Genomic DNA, 23717 nt, shown 5'->3' on the forward strand with positions numbered 1-23717 from the left:
CCGCTACTCCACGATACGGCGCAAACAGTCGGCCGCGGCGCCCATGGGCGCCGCGGCCGACTGCACGACAAGTACTGCGGGTGTTCTCTCTCAGCCCTCGTCGGACTTCAGAGCCTCCATGGCCCGCTCGGTCACCTCGGTGACCTTGCCGAGCGCCGAGATGGTGACCACCAGGTCCTGCGCCCTGTAGTAGTCGATGATCGGCTCGGTCTGCGTGTGGTAGACCTCGAGCCGGGTACGGACCGTCTCTTCGCTGTCGTCGTCGCGCTGGTACAGCTCGCCGCCGCAGGTGTCGCAGACACCCTCGGTCTTCGGCGGGTTGTACGTCACGTGGAAGACGTGCGCGCTCTCGTTGCGGCAGATGCGGCGGCCCGCGATCCGCTTCACGACCTCGTCCTCGGGGACTTCGAGGTCGAGAACCGCGTCCAGCTTTACGCCCTCGTCCTTGAGCATCACATCGAGCGCGGCGGCCTGGCCCACGTTGCGCGGGAAGCCGTCGAGCAGGAAGCCGTTGACCGCGTCCGCCTGGGACATCCGGTCCTTGGCCATCCCGATCGTGACCTCGTCCGGCACCAGCTGCCCCGCGTCCATGTAGGCGCGGGCCTGCTTGCCAAGGTCAGTGCCCTGGCTGATGTTGGCGCGGAAGAGGTCGCCCGTGGAGATGTGCGGAATCGACAGGTTCTTGGCAAGGTACGCAGCCTGCGTTCCCTTGCCGGCACCCGGCGGGCCGACGAGGACGATTCGCATCAGCGGAGGAACCCTTCGTAATTGCGCTGCTGGAGCTGACTCTCGATCTGCTTCACGGTCTCCAGACCCACACCCACGATGATCAGGATGCTTGTCCCGCCGAACGGGAAGTTCTGGTTAGCGCCACCGAAGCCTGCCAACGCCATCGTCGGCACAAGAGCGATCAGACCCAGGTACAGCGAGCCCGGCCAAGTGATCCTGTTGAGCACGTAGCTCAGGTACTCGGCAGTAGGTCGACCAGCCCGGATACCCGGGACGAAGCCACCATACTTCTTCATGTTGTCGGCGACTTCCTCGGGGTTGAACGAGATCGCCACGTAGAAGAACGCGAAGAACACGATCAGCAGGAAGTACGCCGTCATGTAGTACGGGTGGTCACCCTTGACGAAGTGGCCCTGGATCCAGGTCGCCCAGCCCGCAGTGGAGTTGGAGAACTGGACGATCAGCGCCGGGATGTAGAGCAGCGAAGAAGCGAAGATGACGGGAATCACACCCGCCTGGTTGACCTTCAGCGGGATGTATGTGGACGTACCGCCATAAGACTTCCGGCCGATCATGCGCTTCGCGTACTGCACCGGGATGCGGCGCTGGGCCTGCTCCACGAAGACGACCAGGGCCACCATCACGAAACCGATCAGGATGACGGTGGCGAACTCGATCCAGCCGTCCGCGAGCTTGCCGCTGGTCTTGATGGCCCACAGGGCCCCGGGGAAGCTGGCGGCGATCGAGATGAACATCAGGATCGACATGCCGTTGCCGATGCCGCGGTCGGTGATGAGCTCACCGAGCCACATGACGGCGGCGGTGCCGGCGGTCATCGTGACGACCATCACGATCGTTGTGAAGATCGAGTGGTTGGGCACGATCTGGTCGGCGACGGGGCAGCCGCTGAACAGCGCGCCGCTGGTGGCCGTGGCCACCAGGCCGGTTCCCTGCAGGATGGCGAGTGCGACCGTCAGATAACGCGTGTACTGCGTGATCTTGGCCTGGCCGGACTGCCCCTCCTTCTTGAGTGCCTCGAGTCGGGGGATCACCACGGTCAGCAGCTGAAGAATGATGCTGGCCGTGATGTACGGCATGATGCCGAGCGCGAAGATCGTGATCTGCAGCAGTGCACCACCGCTGAACATGTTCACCAGGCCGAAGAGGCTGTTGTTGCCCTTGCTTGCCTGGTCAACACAGGTCTGGACGTTCTCGTAGCTCACACCGGGCACCGGGACGTGTGCCCCGAGCCGGTAGAGCACGATGATGCCGAGCGTGAAGAGCAGCTTCTTGCGCAGGTCGGGCGTCTTGAACGCCCGGGCGAACGCGGTGAGCACGGTGCCTCCTGCGACCCCCGCGCAATGCGTAGAGGTGACGGTCTTGAGGATCGACGAATACGTAACAGTCAAAGGTCCCCGGACGCATGCGCCCAGGGGTTACCACAGCAACGGACGCCACCTTACCGGCGTACATGCCCCCCTAGGAACGACCAACCGGGGATGCCCCATATGAGAGGCATCCCCGGTCGGATGTTCAGGCCACCGAATGGTCCGAGTTGTCTCAGACGAGCTCGGTGACGGTGCCGCCAGCGGCGGCAATCTTCTCCTTGGCGGAGCCGGAGACGGCGTCAACCGAAACCTGCAGTGCCACGGAGATCTCGCCCTGTCCGAGGACCTTGACGAGGTGGTTGTTGCGCACAGCGCCCTTGGCGACCAGACCGGCCACCGTGACCTCTCCACCCTCGGGGTAGAGCGTCGCGAGCTTGTCCAGGTTCACGACCTGGTACTCGGTGCGGAACGGGTTCTTGAAGCCCTTGAGCTTCGGGAGACGCATGTGGAGGGGCATCTGCCCACCCTCGAAGCGCTCCGGAACCTGGTAACGGGCCTTGGTGCCCTTGGTGCCACGTCCGGCGGTCTTACCCTTGGACGCCTCACCACGACCCACACGGGTCTTGGCGGTCTTGGCGCCCGGGGCAGGCCGGAGGTCGTGGGCCTTCAGCGGCTTGTTCTCCGCCATGTCAGTCGACCTCCTCAACCGTCACGAGGTGGCGGACGGTGTTAGCCATTCCGCGGAACTCGGGGCGGTCCTCCTTGACAACCACGTCGTGCAGGCGCTTGAGCCCGAGCGAACGCAGGGTGTCGCGGTGGTTCTGCTTGCTGCCGATGTACGACTTGGTCTGTGTGATCTTGAGGCGAGCCATCACATACCTGCCGCTCGAGCACGGAGCAGAGCGGCCGGGGCCACGTCCTCGAGGGGCAGACCGCGGCGAGCCGCGATCTCCTCGGGACGCTGCAGACCCTGAAGGGCCGCCACCGTCGCGTGCACAATGTTGATCGGGTTCGAAGAACCGAGCGACTTCGACAGGATGTCGTGAACGCCGGCGCACTCCAGAACGGCGCGCACCGGGCCACCCGCGATCACACCGGTACCGGGGGAAGCAGGCTTGAGCAGGACAACGCCCGCAGCCTTCTCGCCCTGGATCGGGTGAGGAATGGTGCCCTGGATACGCGGAACCTTGAAGAAGCTCTTCTTGGCCTCTTCAACGCCCTTGGCGATGGCCGCGGGAACTTCCTTGGCCTTGCCGTATCCGACACCGACGCTGCCGTCACCATCGCCCACCACGACCAGCGCGGTGAAGCTGAAGCGACGACCACCCTTCACGACCTTGGCGACGCGGTTGATCGCGACGACACGCTCGACGTACGCGGTCTTCTCGGCGGCGCTGGCGCCACCGTCACGGCCCTTCCGGTCCCGCCGCTCGCCGCCACCGGCACCGCTTCCGCGGCGCTGGGGTCCAGCCATTGGAATTACCTCTCTCTGTTACGTCCGCTGTGCGTAGGAACCGGGGCTTAGAACTTCAGCCCGGCTTCACGGGCGGCGTCAGCCAGAGCGGCAATCCGCCCGGCGTACTGGTTACCACCGCGGTCAAACACGACGGCCTCGACGCCTGCGGCCTTGGCGCGCTCGGCGACCAGGGCCCCGACCTGCTTGGCGAGGGCACTCTTGTCACCCTCGACGCCGCGGATGGAAGCGTCAAGCGTCGATGCCGACGCGAGCGTGTGGCCCGCGATGTCGTCGATGACCTGAGCAACCATGTGACGGTTCGAACGCGTCACAACCAAGCGCGGACGCTCGGGCGAACCGGAGATGTGCTTCCGGACGCGGATGTGGCGGCGCTTGAGGGCGGCACGCTTGTAGGCGTCGCCCTTGGCGATCTTTACACCGTATGCCATGGCTTACTTACCCGCCTTTCCGACCTTGCGGCGGATAACCTCGCCGGCGTACTTGACGCCCTTGGCCTTGTACGGGTCAGGCTTCCGCAGCTTGCGGATCTTCGCCGAGACCTCGCCGACCTTCTGCTTGTCGATGCCCTCGACACTGAACTTCGTGGGCGACTCGACCTTGAAGGTGATGCCTTCGGGGGCCTCGATCAGGATCGGGTGGCTGTAGCCCAGGGCGAACTCCAGATTGGAGCCCTTCGCCTGGACGCGGTAACCGACACCGCTGATCTCGAGCGCCTTGATGTATCCCTGGGTCACACCGGTGATCATGTTCGCCACCAGCGTGCGGGACAGGCCGTGAAGGGCCTTGTTCTGACGCTCGTCGTTCGGGCGGACGACGTTCAGAACGCCGTCCTCACCCTTGGTGACCTCGATCGGCGCGGCAACGGTGTGCGAGAGGGAACCCTTGGGGCCCTTCACCGCGACCGTACGGCCATCGATGGTGACGTCCACACCGGCGGGAACCTGGATGGGGAGCTTGCCGATTCGCGACATGAGCTTTTCCTCCGTTCCCGACTACCAGACGTAGGCGAGGACTTCCCCACCTACGCCCTTCTTGCTGGCCTGCTGGCCGGTCAGGAGACCGTGGGACGTGGAGATGATCGCCACGCCCAGGCCGCCGAGAACCTTCGGCAGATTGGTGGACTTTGCGTATACACGCAGACCCGGCTTCGAAATACGCTTGATGCCGGCAATCGAACGCTCGCGGTTCGGCCCGAACTTCAGGTCGAGAACGAGGCTCTTACCGACCTCGGCGTCCTCGACCTTCCAGCCGGTGATGAAGCCCTCCTGCTGGAGGATCTCCGCGATGTGCGACTTGATCTTGCTGTGCGGCATCTTGACGTCGTCGTGATACGCCGAGTTCGCGTTACGCAGACGCGTGAGCATGTCTGCGATGGGATCAGTCATGGTCATGAGTTGGCCTTCGGCCTCTCTCGCCGGGGTTTCCTGTATGCGCCATCCCTCTCCCCACTCAGTGGCGGGACGGGTGCGGTGCGGGGACCTACGGCGTAGTAAGTCGGTCTAGGGCGGCAGGCGCCCAACCCCACAAGCCTACGGCATGTGAGGACGGGCTCCTGCCGACCAGATACTTACCGAGAGTCTCCGGGTAATCCCAACGCCCAAGGGGCGAAGGAGAATTACCAGGAGCTCTTGGTCACGCCCGGCAGCTCGCCACGGTGAGCCATCTCACGAAGGCACACGCGGCACAGGCCGAACTTGCGGTAGACGGAGTGGGGCCGGCCGCAGCGCTGGCAGCGGGTGTACCCGCGGACGCCGAACTTCGGCTTGCGGGCGGCCTTAGCGATCAGGGACTTCTTCGCCACGGTCAGTTCTCCTTGAACGGGAAGCCGAGGTGACGAAGGAGGGCACGACCCTCGTCGTCATTGGTCGCCGTGGTGACCACGGTGATGTCCATGCCCCGGACCCGGTCGATCTTGTCCTGGTCGATCTCGTGGAACATGACCTGCTCCGTGAGACCGAAGGTGTAGTTGCCACGGCCGTCGAACTGCTTCGGCGACAGGCCACGGAAGTCACGGATACGCGGAAGCGCGAGCGACAGCGTACGGTCCAGGAACTCCCACATGCGGTCACCACGGAGGGTGACGTGGCAGCCGATCGGCTGCCCCTCGCGCAGCTTGAACTGCGCGATCGACTTGCGGGCCTTGGTGACGGCCGGCTTCTGGCCCGTGATCGTGGTGAGGTCGCGCACGGCGCCATCGATCAGCTTGGAGTCGCGGGCGGCGTCGCCCACACCCATGTTGACCACGATCTTGACCAGACCGGGGATCTGCATGACGTTCTCGTAGGAGAACTCCTCACGCAGCTTGCCGGCGATTTCCTCGCGGTAGCGCGTCTTGAGACGCGGCGCTGTGGTGGTAGTCATCAGATGTCCTCACCGGTGCGCTTGGCAACGCGGATCTTGTTGCCCTCGTCGTCAAAGCGGTAGCCGACGCGAGTAACGACCTTGTTGCCGTCCTTCTCAACAACCAGCTGCACGTTGCTGACGTGGACGGGCGCCTCGGTCGTCACAATGCCACCGGTCTGCGAACCGCGAGCGGTCTGACCGGCCTTCGTGTGCTTCTTGACCCGGTTGACACCCTCGACGAGGACGCGGTCCTGAGCAGGGTAGGCAACGATGACCTTGCCCTGCTTGCCCTTGTCCTTACCGGTGATGACCTGAACCAGGTCGCCCTTCTTGATCTTCATGCTTACAGCACCTCCGGCGCGAGCGAGATGATCTTCATGAACTTCTTCTCGCGCAGCTCACGGCCCACCGGGCCGAAGATACGGGTGCCGCGGGGGTCGCCGTCGTTCTTCAGAATGACGGCGGCGTTCTCGTCGAAGCGGATGTACGAGCCATCCTGACGGCGACGCTCCTTGACGGTGCGAACGATGACGGCCTTGACGACGTCACCCTTCTTCACGTTGCCACCGGGGATCGCGTCCTTGACGGTGGCGACGATGACGTCACCGATGCCCGCGTAGCGGCGACCCGAGCCACCGAGAACACGGATGGTGAGAATTTCCTTCGCACCCGTGTTGTCGGCGACGCGAAGTCGCGACTCCTGCTGGATCACGTCTATCTCCTGATCGTCTGCCGGTTCCCGGTGGGGAGCTCCGTAAGTGACTTACGAAGGCTCCCCACCGAGCCTGGCGGAACCTGCCTGAGGGGAATGCCCCTCAGGAATTACTTGGCCTTCTCGAGGATCTCGACGACGCGCCAACGCTTCGTGGCGGACAGCGGCCGGGTCTCCATGAGGATGACACGGTCGCCGACGCCGGCGGCGTTCTGCTCGTCGTGAGCCTTGAGCTTGTTCGTACGGCGGATGACCTTGCCGTACAGCGCGTGCTTGACGCGGTCCTCGACAGCGACGACGACGGTCTTGTCCATCTTGTCGCTGACGACCAGACCCTCACGGGTCTTACGGAAACCGCGGTCAGTGTTGGTCTCAGTCACAGTCTTCTCGCTCATCAGACGCTCTCCACCGTCTCGATACCGAGCTCGCGCTCACGCATCAGGGTGTAGATCCGGGCGATGTCCTTACGGACGGACTTGAGCCGGCCGTGGTTCTCGAGCTGTCCGGTCGCCGCCTGGAAACGGAGGTTGAACAGCTCTTCCTTGGCCTCGCGGAGCTTGTTGAGGAGCTCCTCGTTGCCCAGCTCGCGCAGCTCGGACGCCTTGGTACCGGCCGACATCACGACTCACCTGCCTCGCGCCGAACGATCCGGCACTTCATCGGAAGCTTGTGAGCAGCGCGGGTGAGCGCCTCACGAGCAATCTTCTCGTTCGGGTAGGACAGCTCGAACATCACCCGACCCGGCTTGACGTTCGCGATCCACCACTCGGGAGAACCCTTACCGGAACCCATGCGGGTCTCGGCAGGCTTCTTCGTCAGGGGCGGTCCGGGTAGATGTTGATCCAGACCTTGCCGCCACGCTTGATGTGACGGGTCATCGCGATACGAGCGGACTCGATCTGACGGTTCGTCACGTACGCCGGGGTCAGCGCCTGGATGCCGTACTCGCCGAACGCAACCTGCGTGCCACCCTTGGACATACCGCTGCGCTTCGGGTGGTGCTGCTTGCGGTGCTTGACCCTACGGGGGATCAGCATTTCGGTCAGGCCTCCGTTCCGGTGCTCTCAGCAGCCGGAGCAGCGGCGGGCGCCTCGGCCTTGGGGGCCTCGGCGGCCGGAGCCGACTGCTGCGGCTTGCGGCCGCGACCGCCACGCTCGCCACCACGGCCACCGCGGCCGGCCGGACGGTCAGCGCCGCCACGGGCCGGGCGGTTGCCCGCACGGGCAGCAGCGTTCTCGGCGCGGACCTCGGCGATGTTCTTGACGTCGCCCTTGTAGATCCAGACCTTCACACCGATGCGGCCGAAGGTCGTCTTGGCCTCGAAGAAGCCGTAGTCGACGTTCGCACGGAGGGTGTGCAGGGGCACGCGGCCCTCGCGGTAGAACTCCGAGCGGGACATCTCGGCGCCGCCGAGGCGACCGCCGCACTGGATCTTGATGCCCTTGGCGCCGGCCTTCATCGTGCTCTGCATGCTCTTACGCATGGCACGACGGAAGGAGACGCGGGAGGAGAGCTGCTCGGCGACGGCCTGGGCCACCAGCTGAGCGTCCACCTCGGGGTTCTTGACCTCGAGGATGTTCAGCTGGACCTGCTTGCCGGTCAGCTTCTCCAGCTCGCCACGGATGCGGTCGGCCTCGGCGCCGCGGCGGCCGATGACGATGCCCGGGCGGGCGGTGTGGATGTCAACGCGGACGCGGTCACGGGTGCGCTCGATCTCGACCTTCGAGATGCCGGCCCGCTCCATGCCCTTCGTCATCATGCGACGAATGGCAACGTCTTCCTTGACGTAGTCCTTGTACAGCTTGTCGGCGTACCAACGGGACTTGAAGTCCGTGGTAATGCCGAGCCGGAACCCATGCGGGTTAACCTTCTGGCCCATTACCGGGTTCCTTCCTTGCTGCTGACGACCACGGTGATGTGGCTGGTCCGCTTACGGATCCGGTAGGCACGGCCCTGAGCACGCGGACGGAACCGCTTCAGGGTCGGACCCTCGTCCACAAACGCCTCGCTGATGACCAGCGAAGAGGCGTCGGGGTGGTCGTAGTTGTGTGCAGCGTTGGCAATGGCGCTGTCAAGCACCTTGCCAACCGGCACGCTCGCGGCCTGCGGGGCGAAACGCAGGACCGCCTGAGCCTCCGTGGCATCCATGCCACGGATGAGGTCCACCACTCGGCGGGCCTTCATGGGCGTGACGCGGATGTACCGCGCCTGGGCCCTGGCTTCCATGGTTGTCCCTTCGGTGTGAGTCATAGTCGTTTCCACCCCGCGCTAGCGGCGCTTCGACTTCCGGTCGTCCTTGACGTGGCCGCGGAAGGTGCGAGTCGGCGAGAACTCGCCGAGCTTGTGGCCGACCATCGACTCGGTGACGAACACCGGGACGTGGATCTTGCCGTTGTGCACCGCGATGGTGTGACCCAGCATGGCCGGGATGATCATCGAGCGACGGGACCAGGTCTTGATGACGTTCTTGGTGCCGGCTTCGTTCTGTACGTCCACCTTCTTGACGAGGTGGCCGTCGACGAAGGGCCCCTTCTTGAGACTGCGCGGCATCTAAACCCGCTCCTAGCGCTTCTTGTTCGTCTTGCGGCGGCGGACGATGTACTTGCTCGATGCCTTCTTCGGCGAGCGAGTACGACCCTCCTTCTGACCCCACGGCGAGACCGGGTGACGTCCACCGGAGGTCTTGCCTTCACCACCACCGTGCGGGTGGTCGACCGGGTTCATCGCAACACCGCGGACGGACGGGCGAACGCCCTTCCAGCGCATGCGACCGGCCTTGCCCCAGTTGATGTTCGACTGCTCGGCGTTACCGACCTCACCGATCGTCGCGCGGCAGCGCGCGTCGACCAGGCGGATCTCACCCGACGGCATACGAAGGTGGGCCATGGTGCCCTCCTTCGCCAGCAGCTGCACGGAGGCACCCGCGGAACGGGCGAACTTCGCGCCGCCGCCGGGCCGCAGCTCGATGGCGTGGATGGTCGTACCGACCGGGATGTTGCGCAGCGCCAGGTTGTTACCGGGCTTGATGTCGGCGGCCGGGCCGTTCTCGACACGGTCGCCCTGCGTCAGGCCACGCGGCGCGATGATGTAGCGCTTCTCGCCGTCGGCGTAGTGCAGGAGCGCGATGCGCGCGGTGCGGTTCGGGTCGTACTCGATGTGCGCGACCTTGGCCGGCACGCCGTCCTTGTCGTGACGACGGAAGTCGATCACGCGGTAGGCGCGCTTGTGGCCACCACCCTGGTGGCGAACGGTCACACGACCGGTGTTGTTACGGCCGCCCTTGCTGTGCAGGGGGCGGACCAGCGACTTCTCCGGCGTGGACCGCGTGATCTCGACAAAGTCGGCGACGCTGGAGCCACGACGGCCCGGGGTCGTCGGCTTGTACTTGCGGATACCCATTTCTCAGTCCTCGTCCGATTCCGGACGACTCGACCTCCGTTAGGAGGTCGGGCCGCCGAAGATGTCGATTCGGTCGCCCTCAGCGAGGGTCACGATGGCGCGCTTGGTGTCAGCGCGCTTGCCGAAACCGGTCTTGGTGCGCTTGCGCTTACCCTGACGGTTGATCGTGTTGACCCCGGTGACCTTGACCGAGAAGACCGCTTCCACGGCCTGCTTGATCTGGGTCTTGTTGGAGCCGGGCGCGACGATGAACGTGTACTTGTTCTCGTCGAGCAGCGCGTAGCTCTTCTCCGAAACAACCGGCTTGACGAGAACGTCACGCGGGTCGGAGTAGGTCTTGCTGGTAACGGTCGCCTCACTCATCAGGCGTCGCTCCCTTCGGTCTCAGCGGTCTGGGGGCCAGACACGAAGGACTCGAAAGCGGCCTGGGTGAAGACCACGTCGTCAGAGACGATCACGTCGTACGTGTTCAGCTGGCCCGGGTCCAGGATGTGCACCTGGGGCAGGTTGCGAGCGGAGAGCCACGCGGCCTCGTCGCTGCGGTCGACGACCAGGAGCACGTTCTTGCGCTCCGAGATCTTGCCGAACAGCGTCTTGGCGGCCTTCGTGGAAACCGCAGCACCCTCGACCACGCCGGTGACGACGTGGATGCGGGAGTGACGCGCCCGGTCGGAGAGGGCACCGCGCAGGGCGGCGGCCTTCATCTTCTTCGGGGTGCGCTGCGAGTAGTCACGCGGCTGCGGGCCGTGGACGACGCCACCGCCGACGAACTGCGGCGCGCGGGTCGAACCCTGGCGCGCACGGCCGGTGCCCTTCTGGCGGTAAGGCTTGCGCCCACCACCGCGGACCTCGCCGCGACGCTTGGTCTTGTGCGTGCCCTGACGGGCAGCTGCCAGCTGAGCGACAACGACCTGGTGGATCAGCGGAACGCTGGTCTTCGCGTCGAAGATCTCCGCGGGGAGCTCGACGGTACCGGCCTTGTCGCCTGCCGGCGAAAGGATGTCAATGGTGCTCATTACCTCAAGCCCCCTTGGCCGCGGTACGGACCAGGACGAGGCCGCCGTTCGGACCGGGGACCGCGCCCTTGATGAGGAGCAGACCCTTCTCCGCGTCAACCGCGTGGATGGTCAGGTTCTGGGTGGTGACGCGCTCGTTGCCCATCCGGCCGGCCATGCGCATGCCCTTGAAGACACGCCCAGGGGTGGCGCAGCCACCGATCGAACCGGGGGAACGGTGCTTGCGCTGGACGCCGTGGCCGGCGCCGAGGCCCTTGAAGTTGTGACGCTTCATGACACCGGCGAAGCCCTTGCCCTTGCTCTTGCCCGTGACGTCAACCTTGACGCCGGACTCGAACACCTCGGCAGTGACCTCCTGGCCCAGCGTGTACTCGCTGGCGTCAGGGGTGCGGAGCTCCACCAGGTGGCGGCGCGGAGTCACGTCGGCCTTGGCGAAGTGGCCCTTGAGGGGCTTGTTCACCTTGCGCGGGTCGATCTCGCCGAAGGCGATCTGGACCGACTCGTAGCCGTCGCTGTCGTTCGTGCGGACCTGCGTCACGACGCACGGACCGGCCTTGACGACGGTCACCGGGACAACCCGGTTGTTCTCGTCCCAGACCTGGGTCATGCCGAGCTTCTCGCCCAGGACGCCCTTGATGTTCTTGCTCATCTCGGCCCGTCCCCTCAGAGCTTGATCTCGATGTCGACGCCAGCCGGCAGGTCGAGGCGCATCAGCGAGTCAACCGTCTTCGGCGTGGGGTCGAGAATGTCGATGAGGCGCTTGTGCGTGCGCATCTCGAAGTGCTCGCGAGAGTCCTTGTACTTGTGCGGCGACTTGATGACGCAGTACACGTTCTTCTCAGTGGGCAGCGGCACCGGGCCTGCGACCGACGCACCAGTGCGGGTCACCGTCTCGACGATCTTCTTCGCCGAGGAGTCGATGACCTCGTGGTCGTAGGCCTTGAGCCGGATGCGGATCTTCTGTCCCGCCATGGCTACTAGTAGTCCTGTCTCTCGTAACGCTCTGGAACCCGGGGTTCTGTTTACTCCGCCTCCGACCCACGCGGTCGGGCGTGTCGCATCCCCTCTACGAAAATCTCCCGAAGAAGATCCCAACCAAGGGGGTGCGGGCCTGAGACCGCGGATGCCGGGGGAGGAACCCCACCGGGTGCCTGGCCGGTGCCACACATACGCTTCCCGAAAGATTCCCGTACGTCCGGCCCGCATGGGGCCGACGAGTACTGTGGGACTCGCTTCCGGTCCTCCCGGCGGGAGGCGCGCAGCATTGACACTCAACCGAGCAACCTGGTCAGTGTGCCATACCGGGTGTGAGCCTGGCCAATCGGGCCGAGGATCCTACCCCCGGGGTGCGAGGGTCAAACGCGGGCGCGCATCCGCGGACCGTACCCCCCTCCCCCACCGGTAAATCCGGTCGTGTGCCGCTCGCCGCCGCCCCTAAAGTGACCGGCCGGGCACGGCATCGTCAGCGGGGGCAGACATCATGCGTACGCACTATCCGCGGACACCGCACCTTCCCTGGTCACCCGGGGCCACCTCGGACGACGTACGCCTCGCCGACCTCGCCGGACTGACCGGCACGGAGGTCGTGGTCACCGAGAAGCTGGACGGCGAGAACACCACCCTGTACGCCGACGGCCTGCACGCCCGCTCGCTCGACTCGGCGCACCACCCCTCCCGGGCGTGGGTGAAGGCGCTCCAGGGACGCGTCGGGCCCCGCATCCCGGCGGGCCGGCGGATCTGCGGCGAGAACGTGTTCGCCCGCCATTCGATCCCGTACGAGGACCTGGCGGGCCACTTCTACGGCTTCTCCGTCTGGGACGGGGACCGCTGCCTCGGCTGGGACCCGACCGTTGACTTCCTGCGGGACCTGGGCATTCCGACGCCACCGGTGCTGTGGCGCGGCGTGTTCGACAGGCGTGCGGAGCGGACGCTGCGGGCGCTGCGGCTGGACACCGGCCGCCAGGAGGGTTACGTCGTACGTCCCGCCGAGGACTTCCCGGCTGCCGCGTTCGGGCGGCGGGTGGCCAAGTGGGTGCGGCCCGGCCATGTCCGCACGGACACGCACTGGATGCACGCGGCCGTCGTCGAGAACGCGCTCGGGCCGTCCGCCGCCCTGTGGGCCGTGCGCTCGGGCGCCCCGGTCGACCCCGCCGCACTCGCCGCCGCCGTGGGGACCGGGCCGGGCGACGCGTCGGCCGCCCTCGCGACGGGCGACGCGCTGGACGCGCTCGGCCTGACCGGCGACGACCGGCTGACCGGCGCACTGGCAGCCCTGCTGCACCGCACCCCGCGGGCCGGGCTCGCACCCGCGCTGGCGGGGCCGCTCGGCATGCCGCTCGCCCGCCGGACCGCGGATCTCGTGGGGCTGGCCCCCCTGCTGCACCGCCCGTACCCGGACGAGGACCGGCGCGGCGGCCTGGCCCGGATGTCGCTCGCCGCCGGTCTGCCGGTGCTGCACGCGCTGGCCGGCGGGCTGGCCGACAGCCCCGGGGCCCGCGAACAGGTGGAGTGGTCGCAGCTGCACGCCCAGGAGGTGCGCGAACCGGACGGGCTGCGGGAGGGCTTCGCCGGCCTGGAGCCGGCCGCCGCCGACCGCTGCCTGGCGCAGGCCCGCGAGGCGTACGCCCTGGGCCGCGTCGGCACGGCCGAGGAAGCGGTCGCCGCGACCTGGCGGTGGCGGTCCGGTGACTACCCGCACCTGGTCCACCTGGTCGGCCCCTCGGGCAGCGGCAAGAGCACCTTCGGCCGCGGGCTGCCGGGCACCGACACCTACATCTCCCTGGACGACCTGCGCCTGGCCCGCGGCTCACGCGCCGACCAGAGCGCCAACCAGGAGGTCCTGCGCGAGGGGCTGCGCCGGCTGGAGGCCGCGCTCGTACCCGGCGCCACCGTGGTCTGGGACGCCACCTCGCTCAACGTGCACCAGCGCTCCCTGGTCCACGCGGCCGCCCACCGCGCCAACGCGCTGGTCACCCATGCCGTGGCCTGGGTCGGCGAGGACGAGCTGACCGCACGCAACGGCACGCGCAGCCACCCGGTGCCCCCGGAGGTGCTGACCGCCCAGCTGCGCCGGTTCGTGCCGCCCTACCCCGGCCAGGCGCACCGCACCTGGTACATCGGCACCAGCGGAACCGTGGAGGACCGGGCCTGATGCGCACGAGCGAGGAGATCTACCACCGGGTCCGTTGGGACGCGCGGTTCGACCCGGCGCGCTTCGTCCTGGGCGTGGCCCAGCGCGGCACCGACCCCAAGCGCGTGCCGCTGGACCGGTTCACCCCCGGCGGGGACATCCCCTGGCACCGGGTGCTGTTCTTCGAGGCGGACGGCGAGACGGTGTGGGACCGCTCCTCGGGCGTCGACCGGATCGACGCGACGGAGGCCGGCCGGGCCCGGACCCCGCGCCGGCTGCCGTCCCCGTACTTCACCTCCCGCACACCGCACGCCTTCTCCCCGGCGACAGGCACCTGGGAACCGGCCCCCACCGGGTCGCCGGGGACGTCCGCCGCGCTGACCGTGCTCACCTGGAACACCCTCTGGGACCGCTACGACAGCGACCGGATCGACACCGCCCGGCGCCGCCCCCTGCTCGTCGACGCCCTGTGTGCGGCGGACGCGGACGTCATCGCGCTCCAGGAGGTGGAACCCGCGCTCCTGGAGCTGCTGCTGCGGTCCGACCGGGTGCGCAGCCGGTACACGCTCGCCACCGACCCGGCCGGCCGGGACGTGCCGGACTGCGGTCTGCTGCTGCTCAGCAGGCTCCCCGTGCGCGAGGCGGGTCTGTACTCCCTCGGCCCGCACAAGGCGGTGACCGCGGCCGTCGTGGAGACGGCCGGGGGCCCTGTCACGGTGGCCGTGACCCATCTCAGCAGCGACCACTCCCCCGCATGCGCCGCCCGTCGGGACGCCGAACTCACGTCCCTGGCAACGGTGTTGGCCGGCGTCGAGGGCGAGCTGCTGCTCGTCGGCGATTTCAACGACGGCAGCGACCGGCCGCAGGAACGGCTGGCGATGACGGACGCGTGGCACGAGGTGCACGGCCCCGCCGACCGGACGCCGACCTTCGACCCGTCCGCCAACCCGCTGGCCGCCGTCTCCTCCCTGGCGGGCCGCGTCTCCCGGCTGGACCGGGTGCTGCTGCGCACGGACCGGCTGCGGGCCCGGACAGCGGCCCTGACCGGCGATGTGCCCGCGCCGGACGGTCTGTACATCTCCGACCACTACGGCGTACGGGTCGAGCTCGCCGCAGCCCCGGCCACCGCGTACGTCGACCTGGCCGCCGCCGGGCGCCTCGCGGACCAGGTCGCCGCAGCCCTCCCCGGCGCCCGGGTCCATGTCGTCGGCTCCCGGCGGACGGGGTGTGCGCTGCCCGATGCGGACCTGGACCTGGTGGCGGCGGTGCCCGGCCCGCCCGACCCGGCCCTGCTGCGGCAACGGCTGGCCGCCGCGCTGCCGGAGGTGCGGGAGTTCCGCGAGGTCACCGGCGCCCGGGTGCCGGGCCTGCGGTGGAGCGTGGACGGCCTCCGGGTGGACCTGGTCACCGTGGCGACCGGGGCGCTCCCCCCCCGCCGACGCGGTCTCCCGCCGCACCGCGCTGGGCGAGGCGGCGGCCGTCGCACTGAGCGCGGTGAGCGACGCCGACGCGGTGCTCACGGCGGCGGAGCCGCACCGGGACGCCTTCACGGCGCTCGCCCGGGACGTCAAGGCGTGGGCGCGGGCGCGGGGCATCGACTCCGCCCCGTGCGGCGGGCTGCCGGGACTGGCCTGGACCGTCCTCGCGGCCCGCACCGCGCACGAGGCGGGCCACCTGCCCCCGCTCGCACTGCTCCGGCACTTCTTCGCGACCTGGGCGGCGTGGGACTGGCGCGAGCCCGTGGGCCCGGTCCGGGCGGCCGCTCCCGATTCGGGCGGCTACGGCAAATCCGGAGATCACACGGCCGCCACCCGCCCCCTCACCGTGCTGACCCCGACCGCCCCGGTGCGTTCCTGCACCTCGCAGGTCACGCCCGCGGGCCGCGATCTCGTCAGCGCCGAGCTCTTCCGCGCCTGGGAGATCCTGGAGTCGGCGGGGGACGACACCGCGGTGCGCACCCAGCTGTGCGCACCGCCTGTGCTGCGCGAACGCCATGCGGCCTGGGCCCTTGCCGCCGTCGGCCCCGGCCCGGACGAGGGCCGGCTGCGCGGCCGCCTCCTGGCCCTGCTCGCCACCCTCACCGAGGCGGGCGCACCCGACGCCCACATCTGGCCGGGCCCGGTCACGGTCGGCGGCCGCACGGGTTACGCGATCGGCCTGGGTGCGACGCCGCCGGACGGGCCGCGGCTGGCGGAGATCGGGGCGGAGATCCTGCGGGGCATCCGGGACGCCTCACTCACCCCGGTGGGCCTGCCCGCGCTCCGGTCGGGCGGGGATTTGGCGTTCGCGGGCTGAGGGGGCGGCTTCGATCGCCGGGGACGGGGCGGAAGCGTGAGTGCTGGCTATTCAGCAGTGGCGTGGGCCACGAAGTCCGTCCACGTGTCCTCGCCGAAGGCGAGCTGCGGCCCTGGCGCGTTCTTGGAGTCGCGCACGCGCACCGTGCCGGAGACAGTCGCAACCTCGACGCAGTCGCCTTCGTTGCCGTTGCTGCTGTAGCTGCTCTTGAACCAGGCCGGCTCAGAAACGTCCTGCGCGGAAGTCCTGCGGATCATGTCTCTCCCAGCACTTGGTCGATGAGGGCCAGAGTCTCCCGAGGCGTGAGAGCCTCGGCCCGGATGATGCCGTACCGCAGTTCAAGGATACGGAGTTGCTTCGCATCGGTCACCCGGCGCCCGTTGAACGCCCCGTGCGAACGCCCCACTGCCGTGCCGTCCTTGAACTTGAGTACGTTGATGTCGCCGTCCATCCCCGGATGCGCCTCGCGGTGCGTGGGCATCACCTGGAGCGTCACGTTTCGCAACTGACCGACCTCCAGGAGCCTTTCGAGCTGTCGCCGCCACTCCGGTGTGCCACCGATCGGCCGCCTGAGTGCCGACTCCTCCTGCACGAAACTGAGAGCGGGTGCGGGCGTCCGTCCGAAGATCGACTGCCTGGCCATGCGCGCGGCCACCATCCGTCCCACTTCATCCTGCGAGTACGGCGGCTGGCGAGCCTCGAACAGCGCCCGCGCGTGGCCCGGAGTCTGCAACAGACCGTGCAGGCCGTGCGCCACATAGGCCGCAAGCTCGACCGCCCTCGCCTCCACCCCTGCCAGGTCCCGGACCTTCTTCGGGTACCGCACCTCCGCGACATCCCGCTTCATCGCGGCCAGCTTGCCGCCCGCGCCGAGCACCTCGTCCGCCCTGTCCAGGAACTCGGGCCGAGGGATACGCCGCCCGCCCTCGACCTTGTAGACCAGGTCCTCCCCGTAACCGATCGCGGCCCCGAACTCGCCGGCCCGCATCCCGGCCGCCTCCCGCCACGCCTTGATCTGGCGGCCCACCGCAGCCACCACCGCAACCCCCGACTCGTCATCAGGATCGACATCCCAGCCGGGCTCGTCCGCCCCGCCGTCACCCTGCTCCGTACCGACCCCGTCCACACTCATCCGTGCCCCACTTCCGACGTGCGTGCCCGTACTTCCTCAACCGCCCCCGTTCCCCGCACGTCACTCCGGACAGCCAGGACAGCACTGGACAAGCCCGGGACAAGTGACCGCGCGCGACGGCTCGGTCACCGGGTCGCGGGCGCCCGCGGCCCTCTCGGCCACGACCCGGTGAGCCGCGACGCGGCGGCCCACGACGTCTGAAGGCCTTTAAAGAACCTGGGGAAATTACCTAACCCGACCCCACCCGACCCGTCCTGACCTGCGTCACTCGCGCGGGTGAATTACGACAACTGGGCTGGATTTGAGGCGGGTTGGCTGGCATATGCTCGCCGCGACAACCACAGACAGGAGACGGCCCCCGGCGAGACGGCAAATCTCCACCGGGGGCCTGACCACGAGGAAGAGAACAGCTTCCTGATGGATACCCCGCAGATTACCGCGCCCCCGTGCGCCCAGCCCGGCTCCCCCGGCTCCCCGCCTGACGCCACACCGACATCCGGTGTCATCCACGTCAACGCCCGCCACACCTCCGGCTTCACGGTCATCGGCAACCACCTCGCCCAGCACCGCGACCTCTCCCTCGTCGCGATCGGGCTGGCCGCGCACATCCAGTCGCTGCCCACCGGGGCGAAGGTCGGCATCAAGACCCTCACCGCCCGCTTCCCAGAGAGCGAAGCCCGCATCGCGGCCGCACTGCGCGAACTGGAGGCCACGGGCTACCTGCACCGCAGTCGCGTACGCCTCCCGGACGGCCGGGTCGTCACCCGCACGGTCTCGTACAACCAGCCCGGCACCGACGCATCGACGACCACCACGGCAAAGCCCCGGCCCCAGCACCGCCGCAGTAGGCCGACAACCGCGCCACCCGCCAAACCGGCGCCGACGCCGACGCGCGCTCCAACCGCTCAGGCCCTCGCGCCCGAGCCCACCCCGGCACCGGAACCCACGGCACCTGAACCCTCACCCGTACCGACGCCCACGGCCCCCAGAGCAACACCCCCGCCACTCCCCCAGCCATACGCACCCACCCCGCCCCTCCACCGCACGGCCGCCGCTCTCCTCGCCGACCTCCGCCGCCATGCGCCCCAACTCACCCTCTCCGAGGGAGACATCAGCACCCTCACCCCCGGCGTCGCCGCCTGGTTGGAACGGGACGCGCACCCCGACACCATCCGCCACGCCCTCACCGCCGACCTCCCCGTCCCGCTGAAACACCCGGCGAGACTGCTCCGGCACCGGATCACGACCCGCCTGCCCCCACCACTGCCCGGCACCGAAGCCCTGGCACCACCACCGCGCCGCAAGATCGTCGTCATCCCGCTCCAGAACTGCGACACCTGCGAACGCGCCTTCCGCGCCACCGCCCCCGGACACTGCCGCGACTGCCGAACCGATCTTCTGGAGGCCGCCTAGCATGAACGTGACGACCCTTGCCTCCGGGCACAGACGAGGAGCGCGCGCGATGGCCTTCGCCCCAGACGACACAGGGCGGAACTCGGCCCGTTACCGGGCCATGCGCGAGATCGTGGCGCAGATGCAGGACAGCGTTCCCGGCAAGCTTGAGATCACCGGGGAAGGGATCGTGCACGACATGACGGCCCCGGGGCGTCCCCACGAGCTGACCACGGCCCGGGTGAGCCGTCGCCTGGAGAAACTGATGCCGGACGAGATCGTGGCGCACACGGGAACCCCGGACGTCGAGGAGGAACCGGCGGGCATCCTGCGCCACCCGGACGTCATGGTGATCGCCGAGGCCGACATGGAGGGGCAGGGGTCCTTCGATCCCCGCACACTCATCGCCGCCGTCGAGGTCGTGTCCCAGTCCAACCCGGACAACGACTGGGTGAGCAAGGTGCGTGATTACCCGCTCCTCGGCATCCCCGTCTACGCCATCTTCGACCCACGCTCGGGCACGGGCGCCGTCCTGTCCGACATCCACCCGACGCCGCAGGGTCCCCGCTACGCCACCCGCAAGGACTTCGTGTACGGCGAGGACGTCACCATCGCCGAGTGGACGATCCCCACAACCGACCTGCCCCGCTACGCGTAGCGCGGGCACCGGGCCCGAATCCCGGTTCTGGCAGACTCCCGTCATGCCTGTACGTACCACTCAAGCGTGGTCCCTGCGCCCCGCCACCCCCGCGGACCTTGAGGCCACGGCCGAGCTCCGGGCCGTCGTGATGCGCCCGGACCTGGTCCGCCTCGGCCGCTACGACGAGCACCGGGTGCGGCAGCGGCTGCGCGACTCCTACCTGCCCGAGCACACCTCGGTGATCGTCGTCGACGGCCGCTTCGGCGGCAGTGTCACGCTGCGGCCCTTCGAAAACGGCTGGTGCCTGGAGAGCTTCTTCGTCGACGAGGAACTCCAGGGCGGGGCATCGGCTCGGCCGTACTGGGCGCCCTGCTGGCCCGTACCGACGGCGAAGGCGTACCCGTCCGCCTCAACGTGCTCCAGGGCAGCTCGGCCCGGCGGCTGTACGAGCGGCACGGGTTCACCCTGGAGCGCGAGGACGCGGTCGACGTGTTCATGGTGCGCCGGCCGCCCCTAAGGGCTGTCCCGTAGCCACCACCTGAAACGAGAAGAAGGGCCCCCTCCCACCGCTTGCGCGATGGGAGGGGCCCTTCTCGGTGCTCTGTGCGGAGCTACCAGGTCAGACGATCAAGTAATTACTTGATGATCTTGGTGACCTGGCCGGCGCCCACGGTCCGGCCACCCTCACGGATGGCGAACTTCAGGCCCTCTTCCATGGCGACCGGCTGGATCAGCGCGACGTTCATGAGGGTGTTGTCACCCGGCATGACCATCTCGGTGCCCTCGGGGAGGGTCACAACGCCCGTAACGTCCGTGGTACGGAAGTAGAACTGCGGGCGGTAGTTGTTGAAGAAGGGGGTGTGACGGCCACCCTCGTCCTTCGACAGGATGTAGGACTGCGCCTGGAACTCGGTGTGCGGCGTGACCGAACCCGGCTTGATGATGACCTGGCCGCGCTCGACGTCCTCGCGCTTGATGCCACGGAGGAGCAGACCGACGTTCTCACCGGCCTGGCCCTCGTCGAGCAGCTTGCGGAACATCTCGATGCCGGTGACCGTGGTGGTGGTCTTCTCGGTCTTGATACCGACGATGTCGACGGTCTCGTTGACCTTCAGGACACCACGCTCGATACGACCGGTGACGACGGTGCCACGACCGGTGATCGTGAAGACGTCCTCGATCGGCATGAGGAACGGCTTCTCGACGTCACGCTCGGGCTGCGGGATGGACTCGTCGACGGCCTTCATCAGGTCGAGGACGGTCTGGCCCCACTCCTTGTCACCCTCAAGAGCCTTGAGCGCCGAGACCTTGACGACCGGAAGGTCGTCGCCCGGGAACTCGTACTCGGAGAGGAGCTCACGAACCTCGAGCTCGACGAGCTCCAGGATCTCCTCGTCGTCCACCATGTCGGCCTTGTTCAGCGCGACGACGATGTACGGAACGCCGACCTGGCGGGCCAGGAGCACGTGCTCCTTGGTCTGCGGCATCGGGCCGTCGGTCGCGGCGACGACGAGGATGGCGCCGTCCATCTGCGCCGCACCCGTGATCATGTTCTTGATGTAGTCGGCGTGACCCGGGCAGTCGACGTGCGCGTAGTGACGCGACTCCGTCTGGTACTCGACGTGCGCGATCGAGATGGTGATACCGCGCTGGCGCTCCTCAGGAGCCTTGTCGATCTGGTCGAAGGCCGAGGCCTCGTTCAGGTCCGGGTACGCGTCGTGCAGCACCTTGGTAATGGCGGCCGTGAGGGTCGTCTTACCGTGGTCGATGTGACCGATGGTGCCGATGTTGACGTGCGGCTTAGTCCGCTCGAACTTTGCCTTCGCCACTGGGTCCTCCTGCGGAGTGGTTCTGTACGCCTTGCTTCATCGGCGCCAGGTGATCTTTGCTGGGATGCCGGGGCCCGGGGGCATTCGGCGCATTGCTTGCGCGCTGCGTCAAATGCCCCACCGGGCTCCGGTGACAAGCCTAAAGCGTGAGCTCGGGAGAGTTACTCGCCCTTGGCCTTCGCGATGATCTCCTCGGCGACGTTCCGCGGAACCTCGGCGTAGGAGTCGAACTGCATCGAGTAGCTTGCGCGACCCGAGGTCTTGCTGCGGAGGTCTCCGACGTAGCCGAACATCTCCGAGAGGGGCACGAGGCCCTTCACGACGCGAGCGCCGCTGCGCTCCTCCATGGCCTGGATCTGGCCACGGCGGGAGTTGAGGTCGCCGATGACATCGCCCATGTAGTCCTCGGGCGTGGTGACCTCGACGGCCATCATCGGCTCAAGGAGCACGGGGGACGCCTTGCGGGCACCCTCCTTGAACGCCTGCGAACCGGCGATCTTGAAGGCGAGCTCCGAGGAGTCGACCTCGTGGTAACCACCGTCGAGAAGGGTGACGCGGACGCCGACCATCTCGTAACCGGCCAGGATGCCGAACTGCATGGCTTCCTGAGCACCCGCGTCCACCGAGGGGATGTACTCACGGGGGATGCGGCCACCGGTGACCTTGTTGACGAACTCGTAGGAGGCGTCGCCACCCTCGATGGGCTCAAGGGCGATCTGCACCTTCGCGAACTGGCCGGTACCACCAGTCTGCTTCTTGTGCGTGTAGTCGATACGCTCGACGGTCTTGCGGATCGTCTCGCGGTACGCGACCTGCGGCTTGCCGACGTTCGCCTCGACGCGGAACTCGCGCTTCATGCGGTCGACGAGCACCTCGAGGTGAAGCTCGCCCATACCACCGATGATGGTCTGGCCGGTCTCCTCGTCGGAGTGCACCTGGAAGGACGGGTCCTCCTCGGAGAGGCGCTGGATGGCTACACCCAGCTTCTCCTGGTCACCCTTGGACTTGGGCTCGATGGCGACCTGAATGACCGGCGCCGGGAAGTCCATGGACTCCAGGATGACCGGCTTCTTGTCGTCACACAGCGTCTCACCGGTGGTGGTCTGCTTCAGGCCCATGACGGCGATGATGTCACCGGCGCCCACCGACGCGATCTCCTCACGCTTGTTCGCGTGCATGCGGTAGATCTTGCCGATGCGCTCCTTCTTGCCCTTGACCGAGTTCAGCACCGCGGTGCCGGCCTCGAGGCGACCGGAGTAGATCCGGACGAAGGTGAGCTTGCCGAGGTGCGGGTCGCTGGCGATCTTGAACGCGAGACCGGAGAACGGCTCGTCGTCCGAGGGCCGGCGCTTGATGACGACCTCGGGGTCCTTGACGTCGTGGCCTTCGATGGCCTCGACGTCCAGGGGGAAGGCAGGTAGCGGACGACCGCGTCGAGCAGGGGCTGAACGCCCTTGTTCTTGAACGCGGTGCCACAGAACACCGGGGTGACCGTGACGGAGTCGGCGGTCCCCTTCGACGCGAGGGTGATCCGACGGATCGCCTCGTGCAGCTGGTCCTGGGTGGGCTCGACGCCCTCCAGGTACAGCTCCATCATCTCGTCGTCGTTCTCGGAGACGGCCTCAAGGAGCTTGCCGCGCCATTCCTCGGCAGCCTCGATGTGGGTGTCCGGGATGTCGACGGTGTCGTACATCTCGCCCTTGACGGCCTCTTCGGGCCACACGAAGGCCTTCATCGACACGAGGTCGACGACGCCCTTGAAGTCGGCCTCGGCGCCGATGGGGAGCTGCATGACGAGCGGGACCGCACCAAGGCGGTCGACGATCATGTCGACACAACGGTGGAACTCGGCGCCGGTGCGGTCGAGCTTGTTGACGAAGCAGATACGCGGAACGCCGTAGCGGTCCGCCTGACGCCAGACGGTCTCGGACTGCGGCTCGACGCCGGCCACACCGTCGAACACGGTGACGGCACCGTCGAGGACGCGGAGCGAACGCTCCACCTCGACGGTGAAGTCGACGTGACCCGGGGTGTCGATGATGTTGATGGTGTGGTCAACATCATTGAGCGGCCAGTGACAGGTCGTCGCGGCCGACGTGATCGTGATGCCGCGCTCCTGCTCCTGCTCCATCCAGTCCATCGTGGCTGCGCCGTCGTGGACTTCACCGATCTTGTAGCTCACACCGGTGTAGAAGAGGATCCGCTCGGTGGTGGTCGTCTTCCCCGCGTCGATGTGGGCCATGATCCCGATGTTGCGGACCTTGGCCAGGTCAAGCGAAGTGGTGGCCATAAGGC

Annotated in this window: 28 protein-coding genes and 4 pseudogenes; 5 read left to right on the forward strand and 27 right to left on the reverse strand. The window is 67.7% G+C overall.

Annotated features, from left to right (window positions below):
* Positions 1–90 precede the first annotated feature (90 nt).
* From LNW71_RS11615 to rpsJ, 23 genes and pseudogenes are all read right to left on the reverse strand, one after another.
* Positions 91–747: an adenylate kinase gene (locus tag LNW71_RS11615; RefSeq protein WP_250968187.1), complete on the reverse strand. Its 657-nt coding sequence runs from the start codon at positions 745–747 to the stop codon at positions 91–93.
* Positions 747–2066: a preprotein translocase subunit SecY gene (secY, locus tag LNW71_RS11620; protein WP_250968188.1), complete on the reverse strand. Its 1320-nt coding sequence runs from the start codon at positions 2064–2066 to the stop codon at positions 747–749. Before secY ends, LNW71_RS11615 begins: the two co-directional genes overlap by 1 nt.
* 223 nt (positions 2067–2289) lie before the next feature.
* A complete protein-coding gene (gene rplO, locus LNW71_RS11625) occupies positions 2290–2745 on the reverse strand; it encodes a 50S ribosomal protein L15 (RefSeq protein ID WP_250968189.1) in 456 nt (151 codons plus the stop codon).
* Position 2746: 1 nt separating this feature from the next.
* Entirely contained in the window at positions 2747–2929 is a 183-nt protein-coding gene (gene rpmD / locus LNW71_RS11630) for a 50S ribosomal protein L30 (protein ID WP_024491595.1), read from the reverse strand.
* Positions 2929–3531, reverse strand: coding sequence for a 30S ribosomal protein S5 (gene rpsE, locus LNW71_RS11635; RefSeq protein WP_123461068.1), 603 nt, complete (start codon positions 3529–3531; stop codon positions 2929–2931). The genes rpmD and rpsE overlap by 1 nt, the downstream gene beginning before the upstream one ends.
* Before the next feature lie 47 nt (positions 3532–3578).
* The gene (rplR, locus tag LNW71_RS11640; protein WP_024491593.1) at positions 3579–3962 is read right to left on the reverse strand and encodes a 50S ribosomal protein L18; all 384 of its coding nucleotides are present in this window, start codon (positions 3960–3962) and stop codon (positions 3579–3581) included.
* 3 nt (positions 3963–3965) lie between these two features.
* Positions 3966–4505: a 50S ribosomal protein L6 gene (gene rplF, locus LNW71_RS11645; protein WP_024491592.1), complete on the reverse strand. Its 540-nt coding sequence runs from the start codon at positions 4503–4505 to the stop codon at positions 3966–3968.
* Positions 4506–4526: 21 nt separating this feature from the next.
* Positions 4527–4925 carry a 30S ribosomal protein S8 gene (gene rpsH, locus LNW71_RS11650; protein WP_024491591.1) on the reverse strand — a complete coding sequence of 133 codons (399 nt, stop codon included), beginning with the start codon at positions 4923–4925 and terminating at the stop codon, positions 4527–4529.
* 224 nt (positions 4926–5149) lie between these two features.
* Positions 5150–5335, reverse strand: coding sequence for a type Z 30S ribosomal protein S14 (locus tag LNW71_RS11655; protein ID WP_024491590.1), 186 nt, complete (start codon positions 5333–5335; stop codon positions 5150–5152).
* A 2-nt stretch (positions 5336–5337) separates the two neighbouring features.
* A complete protein-coding gene (gene rplE, locus LNW71_RS11660) occupies positions 5338–5895 on the reverse strand; it encodes a 50S ribosomal protein L5 (protein ID WP_018550615.1) in 558 nt (185 codons plus the stop codon).
* A complete protein-coding gene (gene rplX, locus LNW71_RS11665) occupies positions 5895–6218 on the reverse strand; it encodes a 50S ribosomal protein L24 (RefSeq protein WP_018550616.1) in 324 nt (107 codons plus the stop codon). Before rplX ends, rplE begins: the two co-directional genes overlap by 1 nt.
* 2 nt (positions 6219–6220) lie before the next feature.
* The gene (rplN, locus tag LNW71_RS11670) at positions 6221–6589 is read right to left on the reverse strand and encodes a 50S ribosomal protein L14 (RefSeq protein WP_003966950.1); all 369 of its coding nucleotides are present in this window, start codon (positions 6587–6589) and stop codon (positions 6221–6223) included.
* Between the two features lie 110 nt (positions 6590–6699).
* Positions 6700–6984: a 30S ribosomal protein S17 gene (rpsQ, locus tag LNW71_RS11675; RefSeq protein ID WP_024494977.1), complete on the reverse strand. Its 285-nt coding sequence runs from the start codon at positions 6982–6984 to the stop codon at positions 6700–6702.
* Positions 6984–7208, reverse strand: coding sequence for a 50S ribosomal protein L29 (rpmC, locus tag LNW71_RS11680; RefSeq protein WP_014047786.1), 225 nt, complete (start codon positions 7206–7208; stop codon positions 6984–6986). The genes rpsQ and rpmC overlap by 1 nt, the downstream gene beginning before the upstream one ends.
* Positions 7208–7626 (reverse strand): annotated as a pseudogene (rplP, locus tag LNW71_RS11685) (50S ribosomal protein L16). The gene rpmC and the pseudogene rplP overlap by 1 nt, the downstream one beginning before the upstream one ends.
* A 5-nt stretch (positions 7627–7631) precedes the next feature.
* Positions 7632–8468, reverse strand: a complete 837-nt coding sequence (rpsC, locus tag LNW71_RS11690) for a 30S ribosomal protein S3 (RefSeq protein ID WP_250968190.1) — start codon at positions 8466–8468, stop codon at positions 7632–7634.
* Positions 8468–8815: a 50S ribosomal protein L22 gene (rplV, locus tag LNW71_RS11695; protein ID WP_073733141.1), complete on the reverse strand. Its 348-nt coding sequence runs from the start codon at positions 8813–8815 to the stop codon at positions 8468–8470. Before rplV ends, rpsC begins: the two co-directional genes overlap by 1 nt.
* A gap of 42 nt (positions 8816–8857) precedes the next feature.
* A complete protein-coding gene (gene rpsS / locus LNW71_RS11700; RefSeq protein WP_015610726.1) occupies positions 8858–9139 on the reverse strand; it encodes a 30S ribosomal protein S19 in 282 nt (93 codons plus the stop codon).
* Positions 9140–9151: 12 nt separating this feature from the next.
* Positions 9152–9988: a 50S ribosomal protein L2 gene (gene rplB, locus LNW71_RS11705; RefSeq protein ID WP_145765090.1), complete on the reverse strand. Its 837-nt coding sequence runs from the start codon at positions 9986–9988 to the stop codon at positions 9152–9154.
* 39 nt (positions 9989–10027) lie between these two features.
* Entirely contained in the window at positions 10028–10351 is a 324-nt protein-coding gene (gene rplW / locus LNW71_RS11710; protein WP_014154589.1) for a 50S ribosomal protein L23, read from the reverse strand.
* Entirely contained in the window at positions 10351–11004 is a 654-nt protein-coding gene (rplD, locus tag LNW71_RS11715; RefSeq protein WP_250968191.1) for a 50S ribosomal protein L4, read from the reverse strand. The genes rplW and rplD overlap by 1 nt, the downstream gene beginning before the upstream one ends.
* A gap of 4 nt (positions 11005–11008) precedes the next feature.
* The gene (gene rplC, locus LNW71_RS11720; RefSeq protein ID WP_014154591.1) at positions 11009–11653 is read right to left on the reverse strand and encodes a 50S ribosomal protein L3; all 645 of its coding nucleotides are present in this window, start codon (positions 11651–11653) and stop codon (positions 11009–11011) included.
* A 14-nt stretch (positions 11654–11667) separates the two neighbouring features.
* Positions 11668–11976: a 30S ribosomal protein S10 gene (gene rpsJ, locus LNW71_RS11725; protein ID WP_003948644.1), complete on the reverse strand. Its 309-nt coding sequence runs from the start codon at positions 11974–11976 to the stop codon at positions 11668–11670.
* Between the two features lie 508 nt (positions 11977–12484).
* Between rpsJ and LNW71_RS11730 the strand changes: the two genes are divergently transcribed.
* Both LNW71_RS11730 and LNW71_RS11735 read left to right on the forward strand, forming a co-directional pair.
* Positions 12485–14155, forward strand: a complete 1671-nt coding sequence (locus LNW71_RS11730) for an RNA ligase family protein (RefSeq protein WP_250968192.1) — start codon at positions 12485–12487, stop codon at positions 14153–14155.
* Positions 14155–16429: pseudogene (locus LNW71_RS11735) on the forward strand (poly(A) polymerase). The gene LNW71_RS11730 and the pseudogene LNW71_RS11735 overlap by 1 nt, the downstream one beginning before the upstream one ends.
* Positions 16430–16476: 47 nt before the next feature.
* Here the strand turns inward: LNW71_RS11735 and LNW71_RS11740 are convergent.
* Positions 16477–16686: a DUF397 domain-containing protein gene (locus LNW71_RS11740; RefSeq protein ID WP_250968193.1), complete on the reverse strand. Its 210-nt coding sequence runs from the start codon at positions 16684–16686 to the stop codon at positions 16477–16479.
* A complete protein-coding gene (locus tag LNW71_RS11745; protein ID WP_250968194.1) occupies positions 16683–17561 on the reverse strand; it encodes a helix-turn-helix transcriptional regulator in 879 nt (292 codons plus the stop codon). The genes LNW71_RS11740 and LNW71_RS11745 overlap by 4 nt, the downstream gene beginning before the upstream one ends.
* Positions 17562–17978: 417 nt before the next feature.
* Here LNW71_RS11745 and LNW71_RS11750 point away from each other — a divergent pair, with 417 nt between their 5' ends.
* The 3 genes and pseudogenes from LNW71_RS11750 (at position 17979) to LNW71_RS11760 (ending at position 20124) form a co-directional block, all read left to right on the forward strand.
* Positions 17979–18974 (forward strand): helix-turn-helix domain-containing protein, encoded by a 996-nt coding sequence (locus LNW71_RS11750; protein WP_250968195.1) that lies wholly within the window; start codon positions 17979–17981, stop codon positions 18972–18974.
* A 49-nt stretch (positions 18975–19023) separates the two neighbouring features.
* Positions 19024–19611 (forward strand): Uma2 family endonuclease, encoded by a 588-nt coding sequence (locus LNW71_RS11755; RefSeq protein WP_250968196.1) that lies wholly within the window; start codon positions 19024–19026, stop codon positions 19609–19611.
* 43 nt (positions 19612–19654) lie between these two features.
* A pseudogene (locus LNW71_RS11760) lies at positions 19655–20124 on the forward strand (GNAT family N-acetyltransferase).
* A gap of 104 nt (positions 20125–20228) precedes the next feature.
* On the opposite strand, the gene tuf reads toward LNW71_RS11760, so the two are convergent.
* Positions 20229–21422, reverse strand: coding sequence for an elongation factor Tu (tuf, locus tag LNW71_RS11765; RefSeq protein ID WP_250968197.1), 1194 nt, complete (start codon positions 21420–21422; stop codon positions 20229–20231).
* 161 nt (positions 21423–21583) lie between these two features.
* Positions 21584–23712, reverse strand: a pseudogene (fusA, locus tag LNW71_RS11770) (elongation factor G).
* Positions 23713–23717 lie beyond the last annotated feature (5 nt).

The organism is Streptomyces sp. RKAG290 (assembly GCF_023701695.1).
In the GTDB taxonomy this organism is placed as follows: Bacteria; Actinomycetota; Actinomycetes; order Streptomycetales; family Streptomycetaceae; genus Streptomyces.